Consider the following 21,684-nt stretch of genomic DNA (forward strand, 5'->3'; position numbering starts at 1 on the left):
GGAAGGGGATCAGCCCCGCACCCGCAGTGCCCGGCGCAGGTCGTCGAGCTGGTCGACGAGCTTGCGGTGCAGCGCGGGGATCATGTCGTCCTCGGCGAGGTGCCGCTCGCCGAGGGCGAGGGAGTCGGCGTCGACGGCGTGGTGCGGGAAGGCCGAGCGGCCGGCCGCCTCGGCCATGGCGGGGCCGCGTCGGCCGGCCATGGCGACGGCCGCCGGGTAGTAGCGGGCCACATAGTCGCGTACGAGCTCGGCCTGCTCGGGCTTCCAGAAGCCCGAGGCGGTGGCCGTGAACAGGTAGTTCGACAGGTCGTCGGTGTCGAACATGGCGGCCCAGGCGGCCTCCTTCGCCTCCGGCGTCGGCAGCGCGGCACGGCAGCGGGCCGCGCCCTCCTGGCCGGTGGCGCTGGGGTCGCGCTCCAGCTCGGCGGCGATGGCGGCCTCGTCGGTGGCGCCGAGGACGGCGAGCCGGGCGAGGATCCGCCAGCGCAGCTCGGGGTCGAGCTCGGGGCCGCCGTGCACGGTGCCCTCCTCCAGCCAGGAGGCGATCTTGTCCGGGGTGGTGGCGCTGTCGATGTACGTGCGGACGGCGGTGAGGCGCAGGCCGGGGGCCTCGCCGTCCTCGGTGCGGCGCAGCATGTCGCGGGCGATGCCGCAGAGGGTGGCGAGGGCGGCGGGACGGTCGGCCTCGGAGACGTAGCGGTCGGCGATCTGCGTACGGGCGAAGCCGAGGACGCCCTGGACGACGGCGAGTTCGGTCTCCCCGGGCAGGTGGGCCGCGGCGGTCTCCAGGTAGTCGAGCGGTGCGAGCTGCCCGTCGCGGACCATGTCGCGCAGCGCGTTCCAGACGACCGCGCGGGTGAGCGCGCCGGGGATCCGGGAGAGGGAGCGCAGCGCGGTCTCCTCGGACACCTCGTCGAAGCGCATCTTGGCGTAGGTGAGGTCGTCCTCGTTGAGGACCACGAGCGCCGGGCGCGGGCCGGTCAGGTCGAGCGGGGCGGCCTGCGGCACGTCGGCCCAGGTGCGCTCGCGGAGCACCAGGTCGCCGGCGGCGTCGCGGTCGTAGACGCCGACCGACACGCGGTGCGGCCGGCTGCCGTCGCGGTCGACGGTGAGCCGCCACTGCTGTCCTTCGCCTTCCAGGCGCGGGGTGAGGACGTCGACGCCGGTGGTGCGCAGCCACTGGTCGGCCCAGCCGTGCACGTCGCGGTCGGTGGCGGCGGCGAGGTTGTCGATGAAGTCGGCGAGGGTGGCGTTGCCGAACCTGTGGCGCTTGAAGTGGATGTTGATGCCGGCGAGGAAGTCCTTCTCGCCGAGCCAGGCGACGAGCTGCCGCAGCGCGGAGGCGCCCTTGGCGTAGGAGATGCCGTCGAAGTTGAGCAGCGCGGAGGCGGTGTCGGGGACGGCGTCCGGGTCCGGGGCGACGGGGTGGGTGGAGGGCCGCTGGTCGGCTTCGTAGCCCCAGGACTTCCGTGTGACGCCGAAGTCGATCCAGGTGTCGGCGAAGCGGTCGGCGCAGGCCTCGTTGACGGTCTGGTAGCCCATGTACTCGGCGAAGGACTCGTTCAGCCAGATGTCGTCCCACCAGCGCAGGGTGACGAGGTCGCCGAACCACATGTGGGCCATCTCGTGGGCGATGACCATGGCGCGGGTCATCCGCTCGGTGTCGGTGACGGCGGAGCGGAAGACGAACTCGTCGCGGAAGGTGACGAGTCCGGGGTTCTCCATGGCGCCGGCGTTGAACTCGGGCACGAACGCCTGGTCGTACGAGTCGAAGGGGTACGGCTCGTCGAACTTCTCGTGGAAGCGGTCGAAGCACGCCTTGGTGATGTCGAGGATCTCGTCGGCGTCGGCGTCGAGGTGCGGCGCGAGGGAGCGGCGGCAGTGGATGGCGAAGGGCAGTCCGGCGTGCTCGGTGCGCACGGAGTGCCAGGGGCCGGCGGCGACGCAGACGAAGTAGGTGGAGAGCAGCGGGGTGGTGGCGGCCTGCCAACTCCCGTCGGCCTGCTGCTCGGTGATGCCGTTGGCGAGGACGGTCCAGCCCTCGGGGGCGGTGACGGAGACGTCGAAGACGGCCTTGAGGTCGGGCTGGTCGAAGGCGGCGAAGACGCGCTGGACGTCCTCCATGAACAGCTGGGTGTAGACGTACGCCTCGCCGTCCGTGGGGTCGGTGAAGCGGTGCATGCCCTCGCCGGTTCGCGAGTAGCGCATGGTGGTGGCGATCCGCAGGGTGTGCTCGCCCTCGGTGAGGGTGAGCGGGAGCCGGTTGCCGTCCAGGCGGGCGGTGTCGAGCGGCTCGCCGTCGAGGACGGCGGAGTGCAGGGTTTCCGGCTTGAGTTCGACGAAGGTGTCCCCGGCGGTGCGGGCGGTGAACCGGATGAGGCTGGTGGACCCGAAGGTCTCGTCGCCGGTGGTGAGGTCGAGGTCCACGGCGTAGTGGTGGACGTCGAGGAGCTGGGCACGGGTCTGCGCTTCGTCGCGCGTCAGTACGGACATGGGGCCCATGCTGCCCGATGCTCACCTCCCGGGGGGAGGGGAGTTCACCGACAGCTCAGGCCCGATTTCCGGGGACCGCGAGGGAGGGTCTCAGGCGAGTCCGGCGCCGTCCAGGTGCGCGAAGGCGGCGGTGATCCGCGGCCGGTCGTAGCCGGCGGGTCCCTTGGCGCCGCTGGAGAGCAGGGCGTGCAGGAGCAGCCGGGCCTTGGCGGGGGCGAGCGGTCCGGCGGGGATGAGGCCGCGGTGCAGCAGGTCGTACTCGGAGCCGGGGCTGCGGTAGGTGTGCGAGAGGGTCGCGCCGGTGCCGGTGCGGGAGGCGAGGACGACGGGCATGCGGGTGGTGAGCTCGGCGAGCGGTTCGACGAGCCATGCCGGGACGTGGCCGGCGCCGAAGGCGGCGACGACCAGGCCGTCGAACCGGTCGGCGACCGCCTCCAGGAGCTCGCCCCGGTCGCCGAGGGAGAGGGTGAGCAGGGCGATCCGGATGTCCGGGTCGATGCGGAGCGGGCAGATCCGGCTGGGTACGGCGGGCCGCAGCCAGATCCGCGGCTCGCCCTCCACGACGGCGCCGAGCGGGCCCGCGCCGGCCGAGCGGAAGGTGGCGACCGAGGTGGTGTGGGCCTTGTGGGCGAAGCGGGCGGCGTGGATCTCGTCGGCGAGGACGACGAGCACGCCGAGCTCGCGGCAGCCGGGGTCGGCGGCGACGGCGAGGGCGGCGGCCAGGTTGGCGGGGCCGTCGGCGCCGGGCAGGTCGGGGCGGCGCATGGCGCCGGTGACGACGACGGGCTCCTCGGTGGTGCAGAGCAGGTCGAGGAGGAAGGCGGTCTCCTCCAGGGTGTCGGTGCCCTGGACGACGACCACGCCGGAGCCGGCCGCGACGGCCTTGCCGACCTCGTCGGCGAGGGCGGTCAGGTCCTCGAAGCCGAGGGAGGAGCTGGGCACCCGCCGGAAGTCGGTCAGGCTCACGTCCACGCCGGCGGGGGCCACGCCGAGCTCGGCGAGCACCTCGGCGCCGCTCATCCGGGCCTGGTCACCGCCCCGCGCGGAGATGGTGCCCCCGAGGGTGAATACGGTGACGCGCCTCATGCCGGTTTCCCCGTTCCTCAGCCTGCTTCGGTCAGCGTGCTTCGTCGGCGATCGTCTCGTGGTGGCGGATGACCTCCGCGATGATGAAGTTCAGCAGCTTCTCCGCGAACGCCGGGTCCAGTTTCGCGCTCTCGGCCAGTTCTCGCAGCCGGGCGATCTGGCGGGCCTCGCGGGCCGGGTCGGCGGGCGGCAGGTTGTGCCGCGCCTTGAGGACGCCCACCTGCTGGGTGCACTTGAAGCGCTCGGCGAGCATGTGGACGACCGCCGCGTCGATGTTGTCGATGCTCTCGCGCAGTCGGGTCAGCTCGGTCCGTACGGACTCGTCGATGTCGCTCATGAGGGGCGAGCCTATCCGGATCCGGTGCGGATGGTGGGCGGGTGTTCGGGATCCGGAACGGTGGTGGACCAGCCTCCGGGAACGTTTCTGCCCTGCTGCTCGCGGAAACGGACGGGCGCGGTGCCGACGCGGCGGGTGAAGAGCCGGGAGAAGTAGGCCGGATCGTCGTAGCCGACGCGGCGGGCGACGGCGGCGACGGGCAGGTCGGTGCCGGCGAGGAGTTCCTTGGCGCGGCCGAGCCGGACGGTGAGCAGGTAGTCCTTGGGGCTGCATCCGGCGGCGCGGCGGACGGCGGTGCGCAGCTCGGCGGGGGTCATGCCGTGCCGGGCGGCGTGCTCGGCGACCGGGAGGCGGGCGAAGGCGTCGCGGGCGAGGGCGGCGAGGACGGGGTCGCCGTCGGCGTTGGTGTCGGCGCGGGAGCGGCGCAGGGCGACGAGGAGTTCGTGGACGGCGGCGCCGGTCTCGACCTCCAGGAGCGGGTTGCCGGGGCGGGCGGCGCGGGCGATGCGGCTGACGACGGCGCGGGCGGGGGCGGCGTCGGCGAGGGGGACGACGGGCCGGTCGGGTTCGATGTAGCCGAGTTCGGTGTAGGTGGTGGTGGCGGGGCCGGAGAAGTCGACGAAGGACTCGTCCCAGCCGGTGCCGGGGTCGGCGGAGTAGTGGTGGGGCACGCCGGGGGTGAGCCAGATCAGGGCGGGGGCGGTGACGGTGGTGCGGCGCCCGTCGGGGCCCTGGTACCAGCCGCTGCCGGAGCCGACGACGACGGCGACGTGGTGGTCGAGGGTGCGCGGGCCGACGGTGGGCAGGGCGCCGTGCTGGAGTCCGACGCCGAGGCAGACGAGGCCGAGGCGGTGGTGGGCGGGCCCGGGCGTGAAGTAGCGCATCCAGGTGTGGTACATCGCGCGTCCGCCTCCCCGGCCTCGATCCGAACGTCCAAACTGCGACGATCTTTGTCCATGGACCGGTCCGCCGCCAGGGGTGAAGGTGAGCCACATGAGCGAGAGGCACATGAGCGGGTCCCGCCGGTTCGCGGTGGGTGACGAGGACTTTCTGCTGGACGGGCGGCCGGTGCGGCTGCTCTCGGGCGCGCTGCACTACTTCCGGGTGCACGAGGGGCAGTGGGAGCACCGGCTCGGGATGCTGCGCGCGATGGGCCTCAACTGTGTCGAGACGTACGTGCCGTGGAACCTGTACGAGCCGGAGCCGGGCCGGTACGGGGACGTGGCGGCGCTCGGCCGCTTCCTGGACGCGGTGGCGCGGGCCGGGCTGTGGGCGATCGTGCGCCCGGGCCCGTACATCTGCGCCGAGTGGGAGAACGGCGGGCTGCCGCACTGGCTGACGGGGCCGCTCGGGCGGCGGGTGCGGACGGCCGACCCGGAGTACCTGGGCCGGGTCGAGCGCTGGTTCCGGCGGCTGCTGCCCCAGGTGGTGGAGCGGCAGATCGGCCGGGGCGGGCCGGTGCTCATGGTGCAGGTGGAGAACGAGTACGGCAGCTACGGCACGGACGCCGGCTATCTGCGGTGGGTGGCGGAGCTGCTCGTGGCGTGCGGGGTGGAGGTGCCGCTGTTCACCTCGGACGGCCCGGAGGACCACATGCTGACGGGCGGTTCGGTGCCGGGCGTGCTGGCGACGGCGAACTTCGGCTCGGGCGCGCGCGAGGCGTTCGCGACGCTGCGGCGGCACCGGCCGGCCGGTCCGCTGATGTGCATGGAGTTCTGGTGCGGCTGGTTCGACCACTGGGGCACGGACCACGTGGGCCGGGACGCGGCGGACGCGGCGGCGGCGCTGCGCGAGATCCTGGAGTGCGGGGCCTCGGTCAACGTCTACATGGCGCACGGCGGTACGAGCTTCGCCGGCTGGGCCGGGGCGAACCGGGCGGGCGGGCTGCACCGGGGCGCGCTGCGGCCGACGGTCACGTCGTACGACTACGACGCGCCGGTGGACGAGGCGGGGCTGCCGACGGAGAAGTTCTGGCGCTTCCGCGAGGTGCTCGCAGAGTACGCGGAGGGGCCGCTGCCGGAGGTGCCGGAGCCGCCGGTGCGGATCGGGGCGCCCGCGGCGGGCGCGGTGACCGGCTGGGCGCCGCTGGCCGAGGTCCTGGAGGTCCTCGGCGACGAGGAGACCGAATCGCCGGTGCCGCCGACCTTCGAGGACCTGGGCGTGGACCGGGGCCTGGTCCGCTACCGGGTGGCGGTGCCGGGGCCGCGGCAGCCGTATCCGCTGGGCGTGACGGGGCTGCGGGACCGGGCGACGGTGTACGTGGACGGGGTGCGGGCGGGGGTCCTGGACCTGGAGGACGCGGAGCTGCCGGAGCCGGTCGCGGGGCCGGCGGTGGTGGAGCTGTGGGTGGAGTCCCTGGGCCGGGTCAACTACGGGCCGCGGCTGGCGGAGCCGAAGGGGATCACGGGCGGGGTGCGGCACGAGCGGCAGTATCTGCACGGGGTACGGGCGCGGGGCCTGCGGCTCGACGCGTTCGAGCCGGCGGCGGTGGCGAAGGTGCCGTTCGGTGAGGTGCCGGAGGGCTCCGGGCCCGGTCTGTACGCGGGCGGGCTCTCGGTGCCGGTTCCCGGCGACGCGTACCTCCGCCTCCCCGGCTGGTCGCGCGGCTTCGTCTGGGTGAACGGCTTCTGCCTGGGCCGCTACTGGAACGCGGGCCCGCAGGAGGCGCTGTTCGTGCCGGGGCCGGTGCTGCGGGAGGGCGTGAACGAGGTGTGGGTCCTGGAGCTGGAGGGCGGGGCCGGGGGCGCGGTGGAGCTGGCGTGACGCGGGTGCGGGCCCGGGATGCGACGGTCCCGGGCCCGCGGAGGTGCGCTACAGCGAGGGAGCCGAAGGGGCGCGCGGGTGCCGAAAGGGAGAACGCGCAGTCGAGCACGATCGACCGTCGACACCCGCTCAGCGCCCCGGAGGCGGACCGAGCTCCTAAAGAGCGGCGGCCGCGGCCTTGATGTCCTTGGCGAAGGTGGACACCTCGGAGTAGACGCCGGGGTAGCCGGGCCGGGCGCAGCCCTCGCCCCAGCTCACGATGCCGACCTGGATCCAGGCGCCGTTGTTGTCCTTGCGGAACATCGGGCCGCCGGAGTCGCCCTGGCAGGTGTCGACGCCGCCCTCGTTGTAGCCGGCGCAGATCTCGTCGCCGGGGACGAGGGAGCTGCCGTACGCGGACTGGCAGTCGGCGTCGGAGACGAAGGGGACGGTCGCCTTGCGCAGGTAGCGCTGCTGGCCGCCGCCCTCGCGGGTGGCGCCCCAGCCGGCGACGGTGAAGGTGCCGTTGTTGTAGGCGGTGGTGTCGGCGATGTTGAGGTTCGGCAGGCTGGTGATGGGCGAGGCGAGCTTGATGAGGGCCCAGTCCTTGCCCTGCCCGCTGTAGCCGGGGGCCTGGTAGACCTTGGTCGAGCGGACCTTGATGGCGCTGCTCGACTGGAGGTCCACGACGCCGGCAGTGGCGGTGATGCTGGTGTTGGCGCCGGAGCCGCTGACGCAGTGCGCCGCGGTGAGGACGACCTGAGGGGTGATCAGGGAGCCGCCGCAGCCCATGGAGAGCCTGACCATCCAGGGGAACTCGCCCTGGGCGGCGCGGGTGCCGCCGACGACCGGTGCGGGCGCGGCGGAGGCGGTGCCGGCGGGCTGGAGGCTGAGCGCGGCGAGGGCGACCGCGCCGGCCGCGGCGAGTTTCTGCAGGGCGCGGACCAGCCGGTTCTTCTTCTGCATACGACTGCCTTCTTTCATGGGGGGTTGATCTCGATGGCATGAGCCCGTCAAGACGTTCCGGATTATGGGGAGCGCCCAACAGACGTCACAAGAAGGCCTTTTCGGCCAGACGGGGGGATGGAGGAGACGGAGCACCCGGCCGTACCCTGGGCGGCAGGGGGTGGTCCGGCATGCCGTACGTGCCGCACAGCGATGCAGTCTCCCGCGTCGTCCGCGGGTTCCCGCACCTCGACACGGTCCGCGCGTCGATCACCGCGCTCTACCGGCGCCTCTCCCCCGACGGCGTCCGCCGCTACGAGCTGAGCGTCCCGGCCTCCGACGTCGCCGTCGACGTCCTCGGCGCGCCCGAGGACGGCCTGCACCTCGGCACCCAGCGGGCCGCCCGCGCCCTGGTCCGCCACCTCGGGCTGCCCGACGCCCGGATGGTGGTGAGCTTCCGCCCGATGGAGCACGCGGGCAGCGTCGAACTGTCCGCGGGACCGGAGTACTTCGTCGAGCTGAACGACCGCTTCCGCGCCCACCGCCAGGACATCGGCGCCGTCCTCGCCCACGAAGTCACCCACGTCCTGCTCCACCGCCTCGGCCTGTCCCTCCCCACGACCGCCGAGAACGAGATCCTCACCGACGTCGTCACCACCTACCTCGGCGCGGGCTGGCTGCTCCTCGACGCCTTCCGGCAGGACCGGCTGACCGGGCAGAAGCTCGGCTATCTCACGCCGGACGAGTTCGGCTACGTGCTCGCGAAGCGGGCCGAGGTGTTCCACGAGGACCCCTCCCCGTGGTTCACCAGCACGGTGGCGTACGAGGCGTGGGAGAAGGGGCGCGCGGAGGCCGCCCGCGACTGGCGCCGCCCGCCGCTCGCCGGCGCGGGCTGGGCCGCGCGGCGGCTCGCCCGGGCCGGCGGTGACGGCGTCTTCCCGTGCCCGGTGTGCGGGCAGCGGCTGCGGGTGGCCGGGGCCCGGCGGGTGAGGGCCCGCTGCGGGGTGTGCCGGACGGTCCTGGAGTGCGCGCCGTAATCCCCGGGCGCGACGGGCATTTGCGCCGTTCGGGGGGTTCGGGTGAGGGTCGGCGCATGAGCAGGTTGTTCGACGCGCTGTGGAACGGCGACGACGACGGGGTGGTGCGGGCCCTGCGGGAGGGCGCCGACCCCGAGGAGCGGGACGCCGACGGCGAGACCCCGCTGTACCGTGCGGCCGTCGGAAACCAGCCGGTCGCCGTCCGCGTGCTGCTCGCCGCCGGGGCCGGCCCGGGCCGGCCGAGCGGCGCGGACGACGGGGACCTGCCGCTGTGCGGGGCCGCGTGCGGCGGCCACACCGAGGTCGTACGGGCCCTGCTCGCGGCCGGCGCGGACCCCGACCAGGAGGAGGCGTACGCGTACACCGCGCTCGCCTGGGCCGTACGCCTCGGACACACCGGGGCGGCGCGGGCCCTGCTCGACGCCGGCGCCGACCCGGCGCGGCCGGGTCCCGACGGGCTCGACCCGCTGACCGCCGCCGCCCGGCGCGGCTCGGCGTCCCTGGTCCGGGCCCTGCTGGAGCACGGCGCGGGCCGCGACCGGGCGTCCGTGGAGAAGGCCCTGGCCGAGGCCCGGCGGTGGATCGGCGCCGACATGGCGGCGGTGCTGCGGCGCGGGCTGGTGGAGAGCCGGGGCACGGCGGACACGTACGAGGCGGTGGTGCGGCGGGTGCCCGAGGACGGCGGGATCACCGTGGTCGTCGAGCTGCTGCGGGAGGACGGCGCGCCGAGCCACGGCGACGAACGCCAGACCTCCCACGCCGCGATCGCCACCCTCCTGGAGGGCGCCCTCGGCGCGCCCGCCCCGGCAGAGGAACTCGCGGAACGTGCCCTGCGCTGTGGTGCCCCCGACCGCGACGACTGGACCACGGCCGTCGCCGCCCTCGCGGCCCGCCCCGACGAGACCGCCTTCGTCACCGCCACCGCCTGGTGCACGGGCCCGGACCCGCTGCGCCGCGCCCTGGGCGCGCAGGTGCTCGCCGCGCTGCCCGGGTACGCGGCGAGCGCGGTGCCGGTGCTGCGCCGGCTGGCCGCGGAGGAGACCTCCACGGAGCGGGAGCCCGCGCTGTCCGTCGTGGCCGCGCTCGGGGCGTGCGGGGACGGCAGCGCCGTACCGGAGCTGCTCGCCCTCGCCGGGCACCCGGACGCGGAGGTACGGCGGCAGGTGGCCGCGGCGCTCGCCGGTCTCGTGCCCGCCGGACACGCGGAGGCCGTCGGGGTCCTCGTGGGTCTGAGCCGGGACCCGGATCCGCGGGTGCGGGACTGGGCGACGCTCGCGCTCGGCGAGCTGCCCGACGACACGCCGGCGGTACGGGAGGCGCTGGCGGCACGGCTCGCCGACCCGGACCCGGAGACCGCCGCCGAGGCCGCCCGCGGTCTGGCGATCCGTCAGGACCCGCGGGCCGTCGAGGCGCTGGCCGGGATCCTGGCCGACGGCGACCCGGAGGGCCCGGCCCGCGAGACGGCGCTGGCCGCCCTGGAACACGTACCGGATCCGCGGATCAGGACCCGGCTGGAGTGGACCGCGCCCCGGTGCCGGTAGTCCCGGGGCCGCCGGCCCGGAAGCCGGGGCGTGCCGGTCACGCGGGCCGGTTCGCCGACGGTCGGGGCCGTGCGCTGCTCCTTCCGGGAGGTTTCGGGGCGGTGCCGGGTGAGCGCCGACGGTAGGCCGGGCGTGTGGTGCGGGGGAGCGCGTGTTCCCACTGGCCGGGAAAGTGGCGCGGTGTGCTCCCGCGGGTGCTTCTCGTGCGCCTTCACGCCCCCATCAGGGATGATTACGGAGAGTAGCGACACGGGTACGTTTCGTCGTGCCCGCTCTCGGCAACCGGCGGGCAGCCGCCACCACCTCAGGAGAGGCCATGTCGCACATCACCGGTACGGTGCAGACGCTGTCGCCCCCGGTCACCGTGGGGCCCGCGTCGGGAGCCCCGCCGACCACGCCGGGCACCTGGGCGTACGACTTCCCGTGGGTCCCCGCGCCCTCCGGCACCAAGCTCGTCGTGCTGCACTTCAGCGGAGTGAGCCTGCCGGCGAACAACCGCCTGGAGGTCGATCTCGGTTACGGGAAGGACGTGTTCACGTCCGCCGACGGGCCGGAGTTCTGGAGCCGCCCGGTGAACGTGTACGCGTTCCCGGCGGGCCGGGTGCCGGTCCGTTACGTGACGGACGGCGCGACCACGGGCGGCGCGACGATCGACAGGTACGCCCGCGGGGAGCGGCACGCGGGCAAGCAGGACACGACGGCGTTCTCCAACAGCGACCCGTTCCTGGGCGAGGCGGTCTACACGGAGCCGAAGTACGACCCGTTCTGGTTCTGCCACACGCCGCCGAACTGGGAGAACGCGGCGTGCGCGACGCCGGCGGCGGACGTGCGGGCCCGGGTCGCGAAGAGCGTCGGGATGATCCTGATGATCGGGGCCGAGGTGTCGACGTGCTCGGTGACCCTGATCGAGCCGAACGTGGTGCTGACGGCCGGTCACTGCCTGGAGGACGTCGCGGCGGAGGCCGCCTCGGCGTCGGTCACCTTCGACTACGCGACGGACTGCGCGGGCAACCGCCCGCCGGGGTACGCGGCGCGCTTCCACAAGGTCGTGAAGGTGCTCGCGCACACCTACGACCCGGGCACCGGGGTGGACTACTGCCTGCTGCAGCTGAAGGTGCCGGCGGCGGGCCTCGGCCTCACGCCGGTCCAGATCCGCCCGGACCGGCCCGGGGTCGGCGAGGCCGTCTTCGGCGTGCACCACCCCAACGGGGCGGTGAAGAAGCTGTCGCCGCCGCACGCCTCGTTCGGCGGGGTCCTGGCGAGCTCGACGGGAGCCCTCGACGTCGACTTCGACGTGTCGGGCGGCAGTTCGGGCTCCGGGCTCTTCGACTCCTCCGGGAGGATCGTCGGCGTCCTCTCCAACGGCGTGGCCTGCCGGCTGCACTACTACCCGACGTCCAGCATGCTGGGACAGCTCGCCAACCCGCCGGGGCCGCGGGTGAACCGCGATGTGATGGTGGTCGTCGACCGCTCCGGCAGCATGCAGGAGAAGTCCGGTACCGGCCGCGACCGCACCAAGATCGAGGAGGCCAGGGACGCGGCCTCGCTGTTCGTGCGGCTGGTGCGCGCGGGGACCGGGAACCGGCTCGGCCTGGTGTCGTTCTCCACGACCGCGAGCTCGCCCGTGGACTTCGCCCTCGCCCCGGTCACCGACACCACCAAGAACACGCTCACCGGCCCGGCGCCCTTCACCGGCGGGGTGGTCGGCGGGCTCACGCCGGGCGGGACGACGACGATCGGCGGCGGACTCGGGGCCGCGCAGGGCCAGTTCCCGGCGCCCGGGACCAATCCGCGCTCGGTCCTGCTGCTCACCGACGGCCTGCAGAACACGCCGCCGATGATCGCGGACGTGGAGGGCTCCCTGGCCGGCATCGACGTCAACGCGGTCGGCTTCGGCACCGAGACCAGTCTCGACGGCGCGCTGCTCACCCGGCTCACGCAGGACCACAACGGGCTCTACACGCGGGCGGGGAACGGGCTCGCGCTGAAGAAGTTCTTCGGACTCGCCTTCGGCAACATCTTCGAGGCGGGCGCGCTGATGGACCCCGAGGCCGACATGCCGGCCGCGATCCGGCGCAGCGACCCGATCCCGTTCCAGGTGTGCGGGGAGGAGGCGCTGACCGTGATCGTCGGCTGGGACAACCCGGAGGGCGACCTCCTGATCTCCCTGCGCACCCCGGCCGGCGACTACGTCTCCGCCTCGGCCACCTCCGGCCTCACCTGGTGCTTCGTGCGGGTGCCGCTGCCGTACGGGCAGCAGCGCGACGGCCAGTGGACCGTGCAGGTGTACCGGCCGGGCGGCGGCGAGATCCCGCCGCCGGGCGTGGACCTGCGGTACTTCGTGCAGGTGGTGGCCTCGGGCGGGCCGCGGCTCGACCCCGTGCGGGCGCCGGCGCGCCTCTACACCGGCGACGTCGTCAACCCGAAGGTGTTCCTCCACTACGGGGAGGGCGGCAGCCCGCCCGGCGGCCGCGTCGACGTCACGGTCACCCGGCCCACGACCGGGGCGGGCAACCTGCTCGCCCAGGCCGGCCTCGGCGCCCCGGCGAGTGTGGGCGGCGACACGATCCCGCCGCGCCAGGCGACGCTGCGGGCGCTGGAGAAGGCGGCCGGGAAGCCGCTGTTCTCGTACGCGAGCGACACCTTCCCGCTCTTCGACGACGGGGCGCACACGGACGGCGCCTTCGAGGCAGCCGGCCTGTTCGGCAACCCGCTGTCGGAACTGCTCACCGTGGAGGGCAACTACACGTTCCACGCACGGGCGGTGTACGGGGAGGGCTGCGCGTCCAGCCGCGAGGCGCAGTGGACGGTCCACGTCGACGTCTCCGTGGACCCGGGCCGGACCGGCGTGACGGTCACCGGCGGCCCCGACGGCGGGACGCTCACCCTGGTGCCCCGCGACCGGTACGGCAACCAGCTCGGCCCCGGCCGCTCCGACGCCCTCCCGGTCAGCCCCGCGCCCGGCACCACGATCACCGGGCCGGTGCGGGACAACGGCGACGGCAGCTACACCGTCCCCGTCACCTGGGTCGCCGGCACCCCGGGCGCGCCCGGGGTCATCGTCTCCCAGCCCGACCGCCCGCCGGTCCTCGTCCCGGGCACTCCGCTGTCCCCGGGAGGCGGCGACGCCTGCGACTGCCTGCGCGGCCTGCTGCGCACCCTGTGCCGCTGCCTCGCCCGCCCGCCCCACCGCCCCTACGGCGACCACCCGCACCACCCGCACGACCCGCACCGCCCCGACGACGGCCAGGACCACCCGCGTCCGCGCCCGCACGAGGGCGGGGGCGGCGGCGGGGGCTGCGGCGGGGGCTGCGGCGGGGGCTGCGGTTGCGGCGGCGGCAAGGGCTGCGGCGGCAGCGTGGGCTGCGGTTGCGGCGGCAAGCGATAGGAGGATCCCGGGCGGAGGCCGTCGTCTCACTCGCCTGCGCCGTAGACGGGCTGCGGCGGCTCCGCCTCCGCGAGCAGCTTGAGGGCGGCCTCGCCCGCCTCCGCCGGGGTCCGGCGGGCGCCCTTGTCGGCGGTGGGGCCGGGGCGCCAGCCCTCCATGACGGTGAGCCGGCCGCCCTCCGCCTCGAAGACCCGCCCGGTCACCCCGGCCGAGGCGGCCGAGCCGAGCCAGACGACGAGCGGCGAGACGTCCTCGGGCAGGGCGGCGAGCCCGGCGAAGGTCTGCTCGGTCATCCGGGTCCGGGCGGCGGGCGCGATGGCGTTGACCTGGACGCCGTACCGTCCCATCTCGGCCGCCGCGACCAGAGTGAGGCCGACGATCCCGGCCTTGGCGGCGGCGTAGTTGCCCTGCCCGACGCTGCCGAGCAGCCCGGCGCCGGAGGTGGTGTTGACGACCCGGGCGGCGACCGGGTGGCCGGCCTTCGCCTCGGTACGCCAGTACGCGGCGGCGTGCTTCAACGGCAGGAAGTGGCCCTTCACATGAACCCGCATCACGGCGTCGAAGTCGTCCTCGCCGAGGTTGACGAGCATCCGGTCGCGCAGGAAACCGGCGTTGTTGACGAGGGTGTCGAGCCGCCCGTACGTCTCCAGGGCGGTCCGCACGAGGGAGGCGGCGCCCTCCGCGGTGGCGATGTCGCCGCCGTGGGCGACGGCCTCTCCCCCGGCCGCCCGGATCTCCTCCACGACCTGGGCGGCCGGGCTGCCGGCCGCCGCACCGGCCCCGGGGCTGCCGTCGAGACCGACGCCGAGGTCGTTGACGACGACCCGGGCTCCCTCGGCGGCGAAGGCCAGGGCATGGGCGCGCCCCAGACCCCGGCCGGCACCGGTCACGATCACCACTCGTTCGTCGCACAGACCCATGTCAGCTCTCCTTCTCGGCAGTCGGCTTGTTGACGGTTGCGGCATCCAGAAAGGCGGGGCGCTCCCCGCCGCCGTGCACCAGCAGCGAGGCGCCGGAGACGTAGGCGGCGCGGTCGGAGGCGAGGAAGACCGCGGCCTCGCCGATGTCGGACGGTTCGGCGAGCCGGCCGAGCGGCACGGTGCGGCCGACGGCGGCGATGCCGTCCGCGTCGCCGTAGTGCAGGTGGGACAGTTCGGTGCGGACCATGCCGAGGACCAGGGTGTTGACCCGGACCTCGGGGGCCCATTCGACGGCCATGGAGCGGGCCAGGTTCTCCAGGCCGGCCTTGGCGGCGCCGTAGGCGGCGGTGCCGGGCGAGGGGCGGGTGCCGCTGACGCTGCCGATCATGACGACCGAACCGCGGGCCGCGCGCAGCAGCTCGTAGGCGGCGAGCGAGACGGTCAGCGGGGCGGTGAGGTTCAACTCGACCACCCGCGCGTGCTGTTCGCCATGACCTTCGCCCAGGAGCCGGTACGGGGTGCCGCCCGCGTTGTTGACGAGGGTGTCGAGCCGTCCGTACCGCTCGGCGACGCGGGCGAGGAAAGCCGCCACCTCCTCGGGTCGGCGCAGGTCGAGGGCGTGGAACGCGGCCTCGCGGCCGCCGTCCGCGACCGGCTCGTCAGGGGGTCTGCGGGCGCAGACGACGACCTCGGCCCCGGCCCGCAGAAAGGCCCGGGCGATGCCCGCGCCGACCCCGCGGGTTCCACCGGTGACGACGGCGACCCTCCCGTCCAGCTCCATCGGCTGCTACCTTCCTCCCACTGCACCTAACAAACGTTTGGTGGAAAGGTAGCTGATCCGCTCATGGGTGTCTCCACCGCACGCCCGGACAAGGGCGTCGCACGCGTCACCGTCGACTTCCCGCCCGTCAACGCCCTGCCCGTGCGGGGCTGGTACGAGCTCGCCGACGCCGTCCGCGCCGCCGGGCGCGATCCGGAGATCCGCTGCGTCGTGCTCGCCGCCGAGGGGCGCGGCTTCAACGCGGGCGTCGACATCAAGGAGCTCCAGCGCGACCCCGGCCACGGCTCGCTCGTCGCCGTCAACCACGGCTGCGCGGAGGCGTTCGCGGCGGTCTACGACTGCGAGGTGCCCGTCGTCGCCGCGGTCGGCGGCTTCTGCCTGGGCGGGGGCATCGGGCTCGTCGGCAACGCGGACGCGATCGTCGCCTCCGACGACGCCGTCTTCGGCCTGCCCGAGCTCGACCGGGGCGCGCTCGGCGCCGCCACCCATCTCGCCCGGCTCGTGCCCCAGCATCTGATGCGCGCCCTGTACTACACCTCGCGCACCGCCACCGCACAGGAGCTGCACGCCCACGGCTCGGTGTGGAAGGTGGTGCCGCGCGAGGAACTCCACTCCGCGGCCCTTGAGCTGGCGGCCGAGATCGCGGCGAAGGACGGCACCCTCATCCGGCTCGCCAAGGCGGCCATCAACAGCATCGACCCCGTCGACGTGCGCCGCAGCTACCGCTACGAGCAGGGCTTCACCTTCGAGGCCAACCTCAGCGGCATCGCCGACCGGGTCCGCGACTCCTTCGGAAGGGACGGTGGGGACCGGTGACCGACAAGACCATGACGCCCGAGGACGTGGTGGCGCGCCTCCGCTCCGGGATGACGATCGGCATCGGCGGCTGGGGCTCCCGGCGCAAGCCGATGGCCCTGGTCAGAGCGGTGCTCCGGTCCGAGATCACCGATCTCACCGTGATCTCGTACGGCGGCCCCGACGTGGGCCTGCTCGCCGCCGCCGGCCGCATCCGCCACCTCGTCGCGCCCTTCGCGACCCTCGACTCCATCCCCCTCGAACCGCACTTCCGGGCCGCCCGCGAGCGCGCCGCCTTCGAGCTCACCGAACTCGACGAGGCCATGTTCATGTGGGGCCTGCACGCGGCCGCCAACCGGCTGCCCTTCCTGCCGGTGCGGGCCGGCCTCGGCTCCGACGTCATGCGGGTCAACCCGGGCCTGCGGACGGTCACCTCCCCGTACGAGGACGGCGAGGAGTTCGTCGCCGTGCCCGCGCTCCGCATGGACGCCGCCCTCGTCCACCTCAACCGCGCCGACCGTCTCGGCAACGCCCAGTACCTCGGCCCCGACCCGTACTTCGACGACCTCTTCTGCGAGGCCGCCGACACCGCGTACGTCTCCTGCGAACGCCTCGTCGACGACGAGACCGGCTTCGGCCCGGACCCCGTGCCGCAGAGCCTGCTCGTCTCCCGGCACAGCGTCACCGGCGTCGTCGAGACCCCGAACGGCGCCCACTTCACCTCCTGCGTTCCCGACCACGACCGCGACGAGCCCTTCCAGAAGCTCTACGCGACCACCCCCTGGCCCGAGTTCGCCGAACGCTTCCTGTCCGGCAAGAGCGAGGACGACTACCAGGCCGCCGTGCGCGCCTGGCACGACGAGCGAAAGGACGACTCACGATGACGGCCGTCACCCGGGCCGAGTACTGCGTGGTCGCCTGCGCCGAGGCGTGGCGCGACAACGGCGAGGTGCTCGCCAGCCCCATGGGCCTGGTCCCCGCCCTCGGCGCCCGCCTGGCCAAGCGGACCTTCTCCCCCGACCTGCTCCTCACCGACGGCGAGGCGATGCTGGTCGGCCTGGACGGGCGGCCCGAGGGCTGGCTGCCGTACCGCCGGCACCTGACCATGGTCACGGGCGGAAAGCGCCACGTGATGATGGGCGCCAGCCAGATCGACCGCTACGGCAACCAGAACATCTCCTGCATCGGCGACTGGGAGCGGCCCGCCCGCCAGCTCCTCGGCGTGCGCGGCGCACCCGTCAACACCCTCAACAATCCGGTGAGTTACTGGATCCCGAGGCACTCGCCCCGGGTCTTCGTCGAACGCGTCGACATGATCAGCGGCGTCGGCTACGACCACGCCGTCGGCCCGTACCACCGTCTCCCCCGCGTCGTCACCGACCTCGCGGTGCTCGACTTCGCGACGCCCGGCCACCGGATGCGGCTCGCGTCCGTGCACCCGGGCGTGAGCGTGGACGACGTACGGGCGGCCACCGGCTTCGAGCTCGTCATCGAGGCCGATGTGCCCGCCACGCGCGAGCCGAGCGCCGAGGAGCTCCGGCTCATCCGCGAGGTCATCGACCCGGCCGGGCTCCGGAACCGCGAGGTCGGCTCCTGATGGAAACCCCCGGCACGGACATCCACGGCACGGACGCCACCGGCACGGACGCCCCCGTCATGGAGACCGCGCTCACCAAGCTCGTCGGCGTCCGCCACCCCCTCGTCCAGACCGGCATGGGCTGGGTCGCCGGGCCCCGGCTCGTCTCCGCCACCGCGAACGCCGGCGCGCTCGGCATCCTCGCCTCCGCGACCATGACCGTGGACGAACTGCGCTCGGCGGTACGGGAGGTGAAGTCCCGCACCGACCGGCCCTTCGGGGTCAACCTGCGCGCCGACGCGGGCGACGCCCGCGAACGGGTCCGGATCATCGTCGACGAGGGCGTCCGGGTCGCCTCGTTCGCCCTCGCGCCCTCCCGCGAGCTGATCGCCGAGCTCAAGGACGCCGGTGTCGTCGTCATCCCGTCCATCGGGGCGCGCCGGCACGCCGAGAAGGTCGCCGCGTGGGGCGCGGACGCGGTGGTCGTGCAGGGCGGCGAGGGCGGCGGGCACACCGGCGAGGTGGCGACGACCGTACTCCTGCCGCAGGTCGTGGACGCCGTCGACATCCCGGTGATCGCGGCCGGCGGCTTCCACGACGGGCGCGGCCTGGTCGCCGCGCTCGCCTACGGCGCGGCCGGCGTGGCGATGGGCACCCGTTTCCTCCTCACCTCCGACTCGACCGTGCCCGACGCGGTCAAGGCGAGGTACCTGGCGGCGACCGTCAAGGACATCACCGTCACCACCGCCGTCGACGGCCTGCCGCACCGGATGCTGCGCACCGAGATGGTCGCCGCGCTCGAGAAGGCGGGCCGGGCGAGGGCCTTCGCGCAGGCCGTACGCCGGGCCGCGGGCTTCCGCAAGCTCAGCGGGATGTCCTGGACGGCGATGGTCCGCGACGGCCTCGCGATGCGCCACGGCAAGGACCTGTCCTGGAGCCAGGTCCTGCTCGCCGCGAACACTCCCATGCTCCTGAAGGCCTCCATGGTCGAGGGCCGCACCGACCTCGGCGTCATGGCCTCCGGACAGGTCGCGGGGGTGATCGAGGACCTGCCCAGCTGCGCGGAACTCGTCAGCCGCGTCATGTCCGAGGCCGCGCACGTGCTCCGTACCCTTCCATCCTCATAAGGGAGTCAGCCATGTCTCTGTCGAGACGCGCACTGCTGAGCACCGCCGGCGCCACCGCACTCCTCGCGGTCGCCGCCCCGCCCGTCCTGGCCCGGCCACGGGTCCGCACGACCACGACCGGGATCCGCCAGGTCCCGCTCCAGGGCGCGGTCAACGTCCGTGACCTGGGCGGATACGGCACGTACGACGGCAAGCGGGTCCGGTACGGGCTCGTCTACCGCGGCGACCACCTCGGCAAGCTGACCGACGCCGACGTGGGCACCCTCGCCGGCCTCGGTCTCGGCCGGGTGATCGACTTCCGGATCCCGCTGGAAGTGCAGTACGACGGGGCCGACCGGCTGCCGGCCGGGGTCAGCGGGGTCTCCCGGTCCGTCACGGACAACGGTCTGTACGGGCAGCTGCTCACCGCCATCGGTTCGCGCGACCCGGTGCGGCAGGAGGAGATGCTCGGCGGCGGCCGGGCCGCGGCCTTCATGACCGACGTCTACCGCACCTTCGTCACCAGCGCCGCCAACCGTGAGCGCCTCGGCACGACCCTGCGCGAACTGGCCGCGCCCGGCGCCGCCCCCATCCTCTACCACTGCACCTCGGGCAAGGACCGCACCGGCTGGGAGAGCTGGCTGCTGCTCCAGCTGCTCGGCGTGCCCGAGAGCGCCGCCACGGACGACTACCTGGCCTCCAACACCTTCCGCGCCGCCTACGACGCCCGGGTGCGCGAGGGCCTCAGGCAGAGCGGCATGATGCAGAACCCGGACCTGATCGTCCCGCTCCAGGAGGTCCGCCAGGAGTACCTGGACGCGGCCCTCGCCGAGGTCCGCGCCGGCTACGGCGGCCTGTTCCGGTACGTGACGGAGGGCCTCGGCCTGGACGTGCGGACGCTGACGGGGCTGCGGGACCGGCTGGTGGCCTGACGGTCCCCGTACACGCGAATGGCCCGCACCCCCACCCGGGGTGCGGGCCACCGCCTTTGGTCACAGCCTCTCGATGATCGTCACGTTCGCCTGCCCGCCGCCCTCGCACATCGACCCCCCTGCCCTCTGGCCCCCTCGCACCGCTCGGCCCCAGGGGGCCTCCCGGGCTTCGGGAGCCTGCGCCGGCCTCCGGCCGGACGGTGGGGGTGCTGCGACGTCGTGGTCACAGCCTCTCGATGATCGTCACGTTCGCCTGCCCGCCGCCCTCGCACATCGTCTGCAGGCCGTACCGGCCGCCCGTGCGCTCCAGTTCGTGCAGCAGTGTCGTCATCAGCTTCACGCCGGTCGCGCCCAGCGGGTGGCCGAGGGCGATGGCGCCGCCGTTGACGTTGACGCACTCCGGGTCGGCGCCGGTCTCCTTGAGCCAGGCGAGGACGACCGGGGCGAAGGCCTCGTTGATCTCGACGAGGTCGATGTCGTCGATGGTCATGCCGGTCTTCTTCAGGGCGTGCGCGGTCGCCGGTATGGGGGCGGACAGCATCCGGATCGGGTCCTCGCCGCGTACCGACAGGTGGTGGATGCGGGCCCGGGGCGTGAGCCCGTGCTCGCGCACCGCGCGCTCGCTCGCGATCAGCATCGCGGCCGCGCCGTCCGAGACCTGGGAGGAGCAGGCGGCGGTGATCGTGCCGCCCTCGACGACCGGCTGGAGGCCCGCCATCTTCTCCAGGCTGGTGTCGCGGCGCGGGCCCTCGTCGACCCTCACGTCCCCGTAGGCCACGGTCTCGCGGGCGAAGCGGCCCTCGTCGATGGCGCGCAGCGCCCGCTGGTGCGAGCGCAAGGCGAACTCCTCCTGGTCGCGCCGGGTGATGCCCCACTTGGCGGCGATCAGCTCGGCGCCGTGGAACTGGTTGACCGGCGCTTCGCCGTAGCGGGCGCGCCAGCCCTCGGAACCGGCGTACGGGCCCTGGGTGAGGCCGAGCGGCTCGGCGGCCTGCCGGGAGGCGAAGGCGATCGGGATCATCGTCATGTTCTGGGTGCCGCCCGCGACCACCAGGTCCTGGGTGCCGGAGAGGACGCCCTGGGCGGCGAAGTGGACGGCCTGCTGGGAGGAGCCGCACTGGCGGTCGACGGTGACGCCGGGGACCTCCTCGGGCAGCCCGGCGGCGAGCCAGCAGGTGCGGGCGATGTCGCCGGCCTGCGGTCCGACGGTGTCGAGGCAGCCGAAGACCACGTCCTCGACGGCGGCGGGGTCGATGCCGGTGCGCGCGACGAGGGCCTTCAGGACGTGGGCGCCGAGGTCCGCCGGATGGACGGCGCCGAGCCCGCCCTTGCGGCGGCCCACCGGGGTGCGGACCGCGTCGACGATGTATGCCTCGGCCATGACTGTTCCTCCTGCGGATCGAAACGGGTTACGTGCGTACGGCGATCCCGTCGAGCACCATCGACAGGTACTGGCGGGCGATCTCCTCCGGGCTGTGCCGGCCGCCCGGGCGGTACCAGCTCGCGGCGACCCAGACGGTGTCGCGCACGAAGCGGTAGGTGAGCCGGATGTCGAGGTCTGCGCGGAAGGCGCCGGTCCCGACCCCGCGCTCCAGGGTGCCGAGCCACGCCTTCTCGAACTTCACCTGCGACTCGGCGAGGTAGTGGAAGCGCGGCTGGTCGGCGAGGTGGCGGGACTCCTTCTGGTAGATGGCGACGGCGGCGCGGTGCCGGTCGATCTCCCGGAAGGACTCGGTGACGAGGGCCTCGATGGTCTCCCGGGGGCCGAGTCCGGCGGCGAGCACGGTGTCGTACCCGTCCCAGAGCTCGTTCAGGAAGGTCGAGAGGATCTCGTCGAGCATCGATTCCTTGGAATCGAAGTGGTAGTAGAGGCTGCCGGCGAGCATGCCCGCCTCGTCGGCGATCTTGCGGACGGTGGTGGCGTTGTAGCCCTGGGCGGCGAACACCTCGGCGGCGATGTCGAGCAGCTCGCGGCGCCGCTCGGGCGAGGCGGTCACCTGGGGCT

The 21,684-nt window shown here is 74.0% G+C and carries 18 protein-coding genes; 9 read left to right on the plus strand and 9 right to left on the minus strand.

What is annotated here, in order from left to right; all coding sequences use genetic code 11:
- Positions 1 to 9 precede the first annotated feature (9 nt).
- The 4 genes from pepN to ACIRSU_RS28900 form a co-directional block, all read right to left on the minus strand.
- Positions 10 to 2,502 (minus strand): aminopeptidase N, encoded by a 2,493-nt coding sequence (gene pepN / locus ACIRSU_RS28885; RefSeq protein ID WP_403798067.1) that lies wholly within the window; start codon positions 2,500 to 2,502, stop codon positions 10 to 12.
- 81 nt (positions 2,503 to 2,583) lie between these two features.
- Positions 2,584 to 3,579, minus strand: a complete 996-nt coding sequence (locus ACIRSU_RS28890) for an asparaginase (protein ID WP_403798071.1) — start codon at positions 3,577 to 3,579, stop codon at positions 2,584 to 2,586.
- A gap of 31 nt (positions 3,580 to 3,610) precedes the next feature.
- Positions 3,611 to 3,916 (minus strand): chorismate mutase, encoded by a 306-nt coding sequence (locus ACIRSU_RS28895; RefSeq protein WP_403798072.1) that lies wholly within the window; start codon positions 3,914 to 3,916, stop codon positions 3,611 to 3,613.
- A gap of 11 nt (positions 3,917 to 3,927) precedes the next feature.
- The gene (locus ACIRSU_RS28900) at positions 3,928 to 4,815 is read right to left on the minus strand and encodes a helix-turn-helix domain-containing protein (protein WP_403798074.1); all 888 of its coding nucleotides are present in this window, start codon (positions 4,813 to 4,815) and stop codon (positions 3,928 to 3,930) included.
- Between the two features lie 94 nt (positions 4,816 to 4,909).
- On the opposite strand from ACIRSU_RS28900, the gene ACIRSU_RS28905 reads away from it, so the two are divergent.
- Complete coding sequence (locus ACIRSU_RS28905) at positions 4,910 to 6,679, plus strand: beta-galactosidase family protein (protein WP_403798077.1); 1,770 nt, start codon at positions 4,910 to 4,912, stop codon at positions 6,677 to 6,679.
- A 156-nt stretch (positions 6,680 to 6,835) separates the two neighbouring features.
- Here ACIRSU_RS28905 and ACIRSU_RS28910 read toward each other — a convergent pair whose 3' ends face one another.
- A complete protein-coding gene (locus ACIRSU_RS28910; protein ID WP_403798079.1) occupies positions 6,836 to 7,624 on the minus strand; it encodes a S1 family peptidase in 789 nt (262 codons plus the stop codon).
- A 170-nt stretch (positions 7,625 to 7,794) separates the two neighbouring features.
- Here ACIRSU_RS28910 and ACIRSU_RS28915 point away from each other — a divergent pair, with 170 nt between their 5' ends.
- The 3 genes from ACIRSU_RS28915 to ACIRSU_RS28925 all read left to right on the plus strand — a co-directional run bounded on the left by ACIRSU_RS28915 (position 7,795) and on the right by ACIRSU_RS28925 (position 13,569).
- Entirely contained in the window at positions 7,795 to 8,640 is an 846-nt protein-coding gene (locus ACIRSU_RS28915) for a hypothetical protein (protein ID WP_403798082.1), read from the plus strand.
- Positions 8,641 to 8,696: 56 nt separating this feature from the next.
- On the plus strand, positions 8,697 to 10,181 hold the full coding sequence (locus tag ACIRSU_RS28920; protein WP_403798085.1) for an ankyrin repeat domain-containing protein: 1,485 nt from the start codon (positions 8,697 to 8,699) through the stop codon (positions 10,179 to 10,181).
- Between the two features lie 316 nt (positions 10,182 to 10,497).
- Positions 10,498 to 13,569 carry a trypsin-like peptidase domain-containing protein gene (locus ACIRSU_RS28925; RefSeq protein ID WP_403798088.1) on the plus strand — a complete coding sequence of 1,024 codons (3,072 nt, stop codon included), beginning with the start codon at positions 10,498 to 10,500 and terminating at the stop codon, positions 13,567 to 13,569.
- Between the two features lie 26 nt (positions 13,570 to 13,595).
- Here the strand turns inward: ACIRSU_RS28925 and ACIRSU_RS28930 are convergent, their stop codons facing one another.
- The gene (locus ACIRSU_RS28930) at positions 13,596 to 14,489 is read right to left on the minus strand and encodes an SDR family oxidoreductase (protein ID WP_403798090.1); all 894 of its coding nucleotides are present in this window, start codon (positions 14,487 to 14,489) and stop codon (positions 13,596 to 13,598) included.
- A gap of 1 nt (position 14,490) precedes the next feature.
- Entirely contained in the window at positions 14,491 to 15,270 is a 780-nt protein-coding gene (locus ACIRSU_RS28935; RefSeq protein WP_403798092.1) for an SDR family oxidoreductase, read from the minus strand.
- A gap of 63 nt (positions 15,271 to 15,333) precedes the next feature.
- Here ACIRSU_RS28935 and ACIRSU_RS28940 point away from each other — a divergent pair, with 63 nt between their 5' ends.
- Genes ACIRSU_RS28940 through ACIRSU_RS28960 form a run of 5 tightly spaced genes read left to right on the plus strand, consistent with a single transcriptional unit; the run spans position 15,334 to position 19,679 of the window.
- Entirely contained in the window at positions 15,334 to 16,086 is a 753-nt protein-coding gene (locus tag ACIRSU_RS28940) for an enoyl-CoA hydratase family protein (RefSeq protein ID WP_403798095.1), read from the plus strand.
- Complete coding sequence (locus tag ACIRSU_RS28945; protein WP_403798098.1) at positions 16,083 to 16,949, plus strand: CoA transferase subunit A; 867 nt, start codon at positions 16,083 to 16,085, stop codon at positions 16,947 to 16,949. The genes ACIRSU_RS28940 and ACIRSU_RS28945 overlap by 4 nt, the downstream gene beginning before the upstream one ends.
- Positions 16,946 to 17,662 carry a CoA-transferase subunit beta gene (locus ACIRSU_RS28950; RefSeq protein ID WP_403798101.1) on the plus strand — a complete coding sequence of 239 codons (717 nt, stop codon included), beginning with the start codon at positions 16,946 to 16,948 and terminating at the stop codon, positions 17,660 to 17,662. The genes ACIRSU_RS28945 and ACIRSU_RS28950 overlap by 4 nt, the downstream gene beginning before the upstream one ends.
- A 59-nt stretch (positions 17,663 to 17,721) precedes the next feature.
- Positions 17,722 to 18,768, plus strand: coding sequence for an NAD(P)H-dependent flavin oxidoreductase (locus ACIRSU_RS28955; protein ID WP_403798593.1), 1,047 nt, complete (start codon positions 17,722 to 17,724; stop codon positions 18,766 to 18,768).
- Between the two features lie 11 nt (positions 18,769 to 18,779).
- Entirely contained in the window at positions 18,780 to 19,679 is a 900-nt protein-coding gene (locus ACIRSU_RS28960; protein WP_403798103.1) for a tyrosine-protein phosphatase, read from the plus strand.
- A gap of 223 nt (positions 19,680 to 19,902) precedes the next feature.
- On the opposite strand, the gene ACIRSU_RS28965 is transcribed toward ACIRSU_RS28960, so the two are convergent.
- On the minus strand, positions 19,903 to 21,060 hold the full coding sequence (locus ACIRSU_RS28965; RefSeq protein ID WP_403798105.1) for an acetyl-CoA C-acetyltransferase: 1,158 nt from the start codon (positions 21,058 to 21,060) through the stop codon (positions 19,903 to 19,905).
- A gap of 28 nt (positions 21,061 to 21,088) precedes the next feature.
- A complete protein-coding gene (locus tag ACIRSU_RS28970; RefSeq protein ID WP_403798596.1) occupies positions 21,089 to 21,676 on the minus strand; it encodes a TetR/AcrR family transcriptional regulator in 588 nt (195 codons plus the stop codon).
- Positions 21,677 to 21,684: the final 8 nt, after the last annotated feature.

Origin of the sequence: Streptomyces sp. NPDC101160 (assembly GCF_044768205.1) — a bacterium.
Classification (GTDB): Bacteria; Actinomycetota; Actinomycetes; order Streptomycetales; family Streptomycetaceae; genus Streptomyces.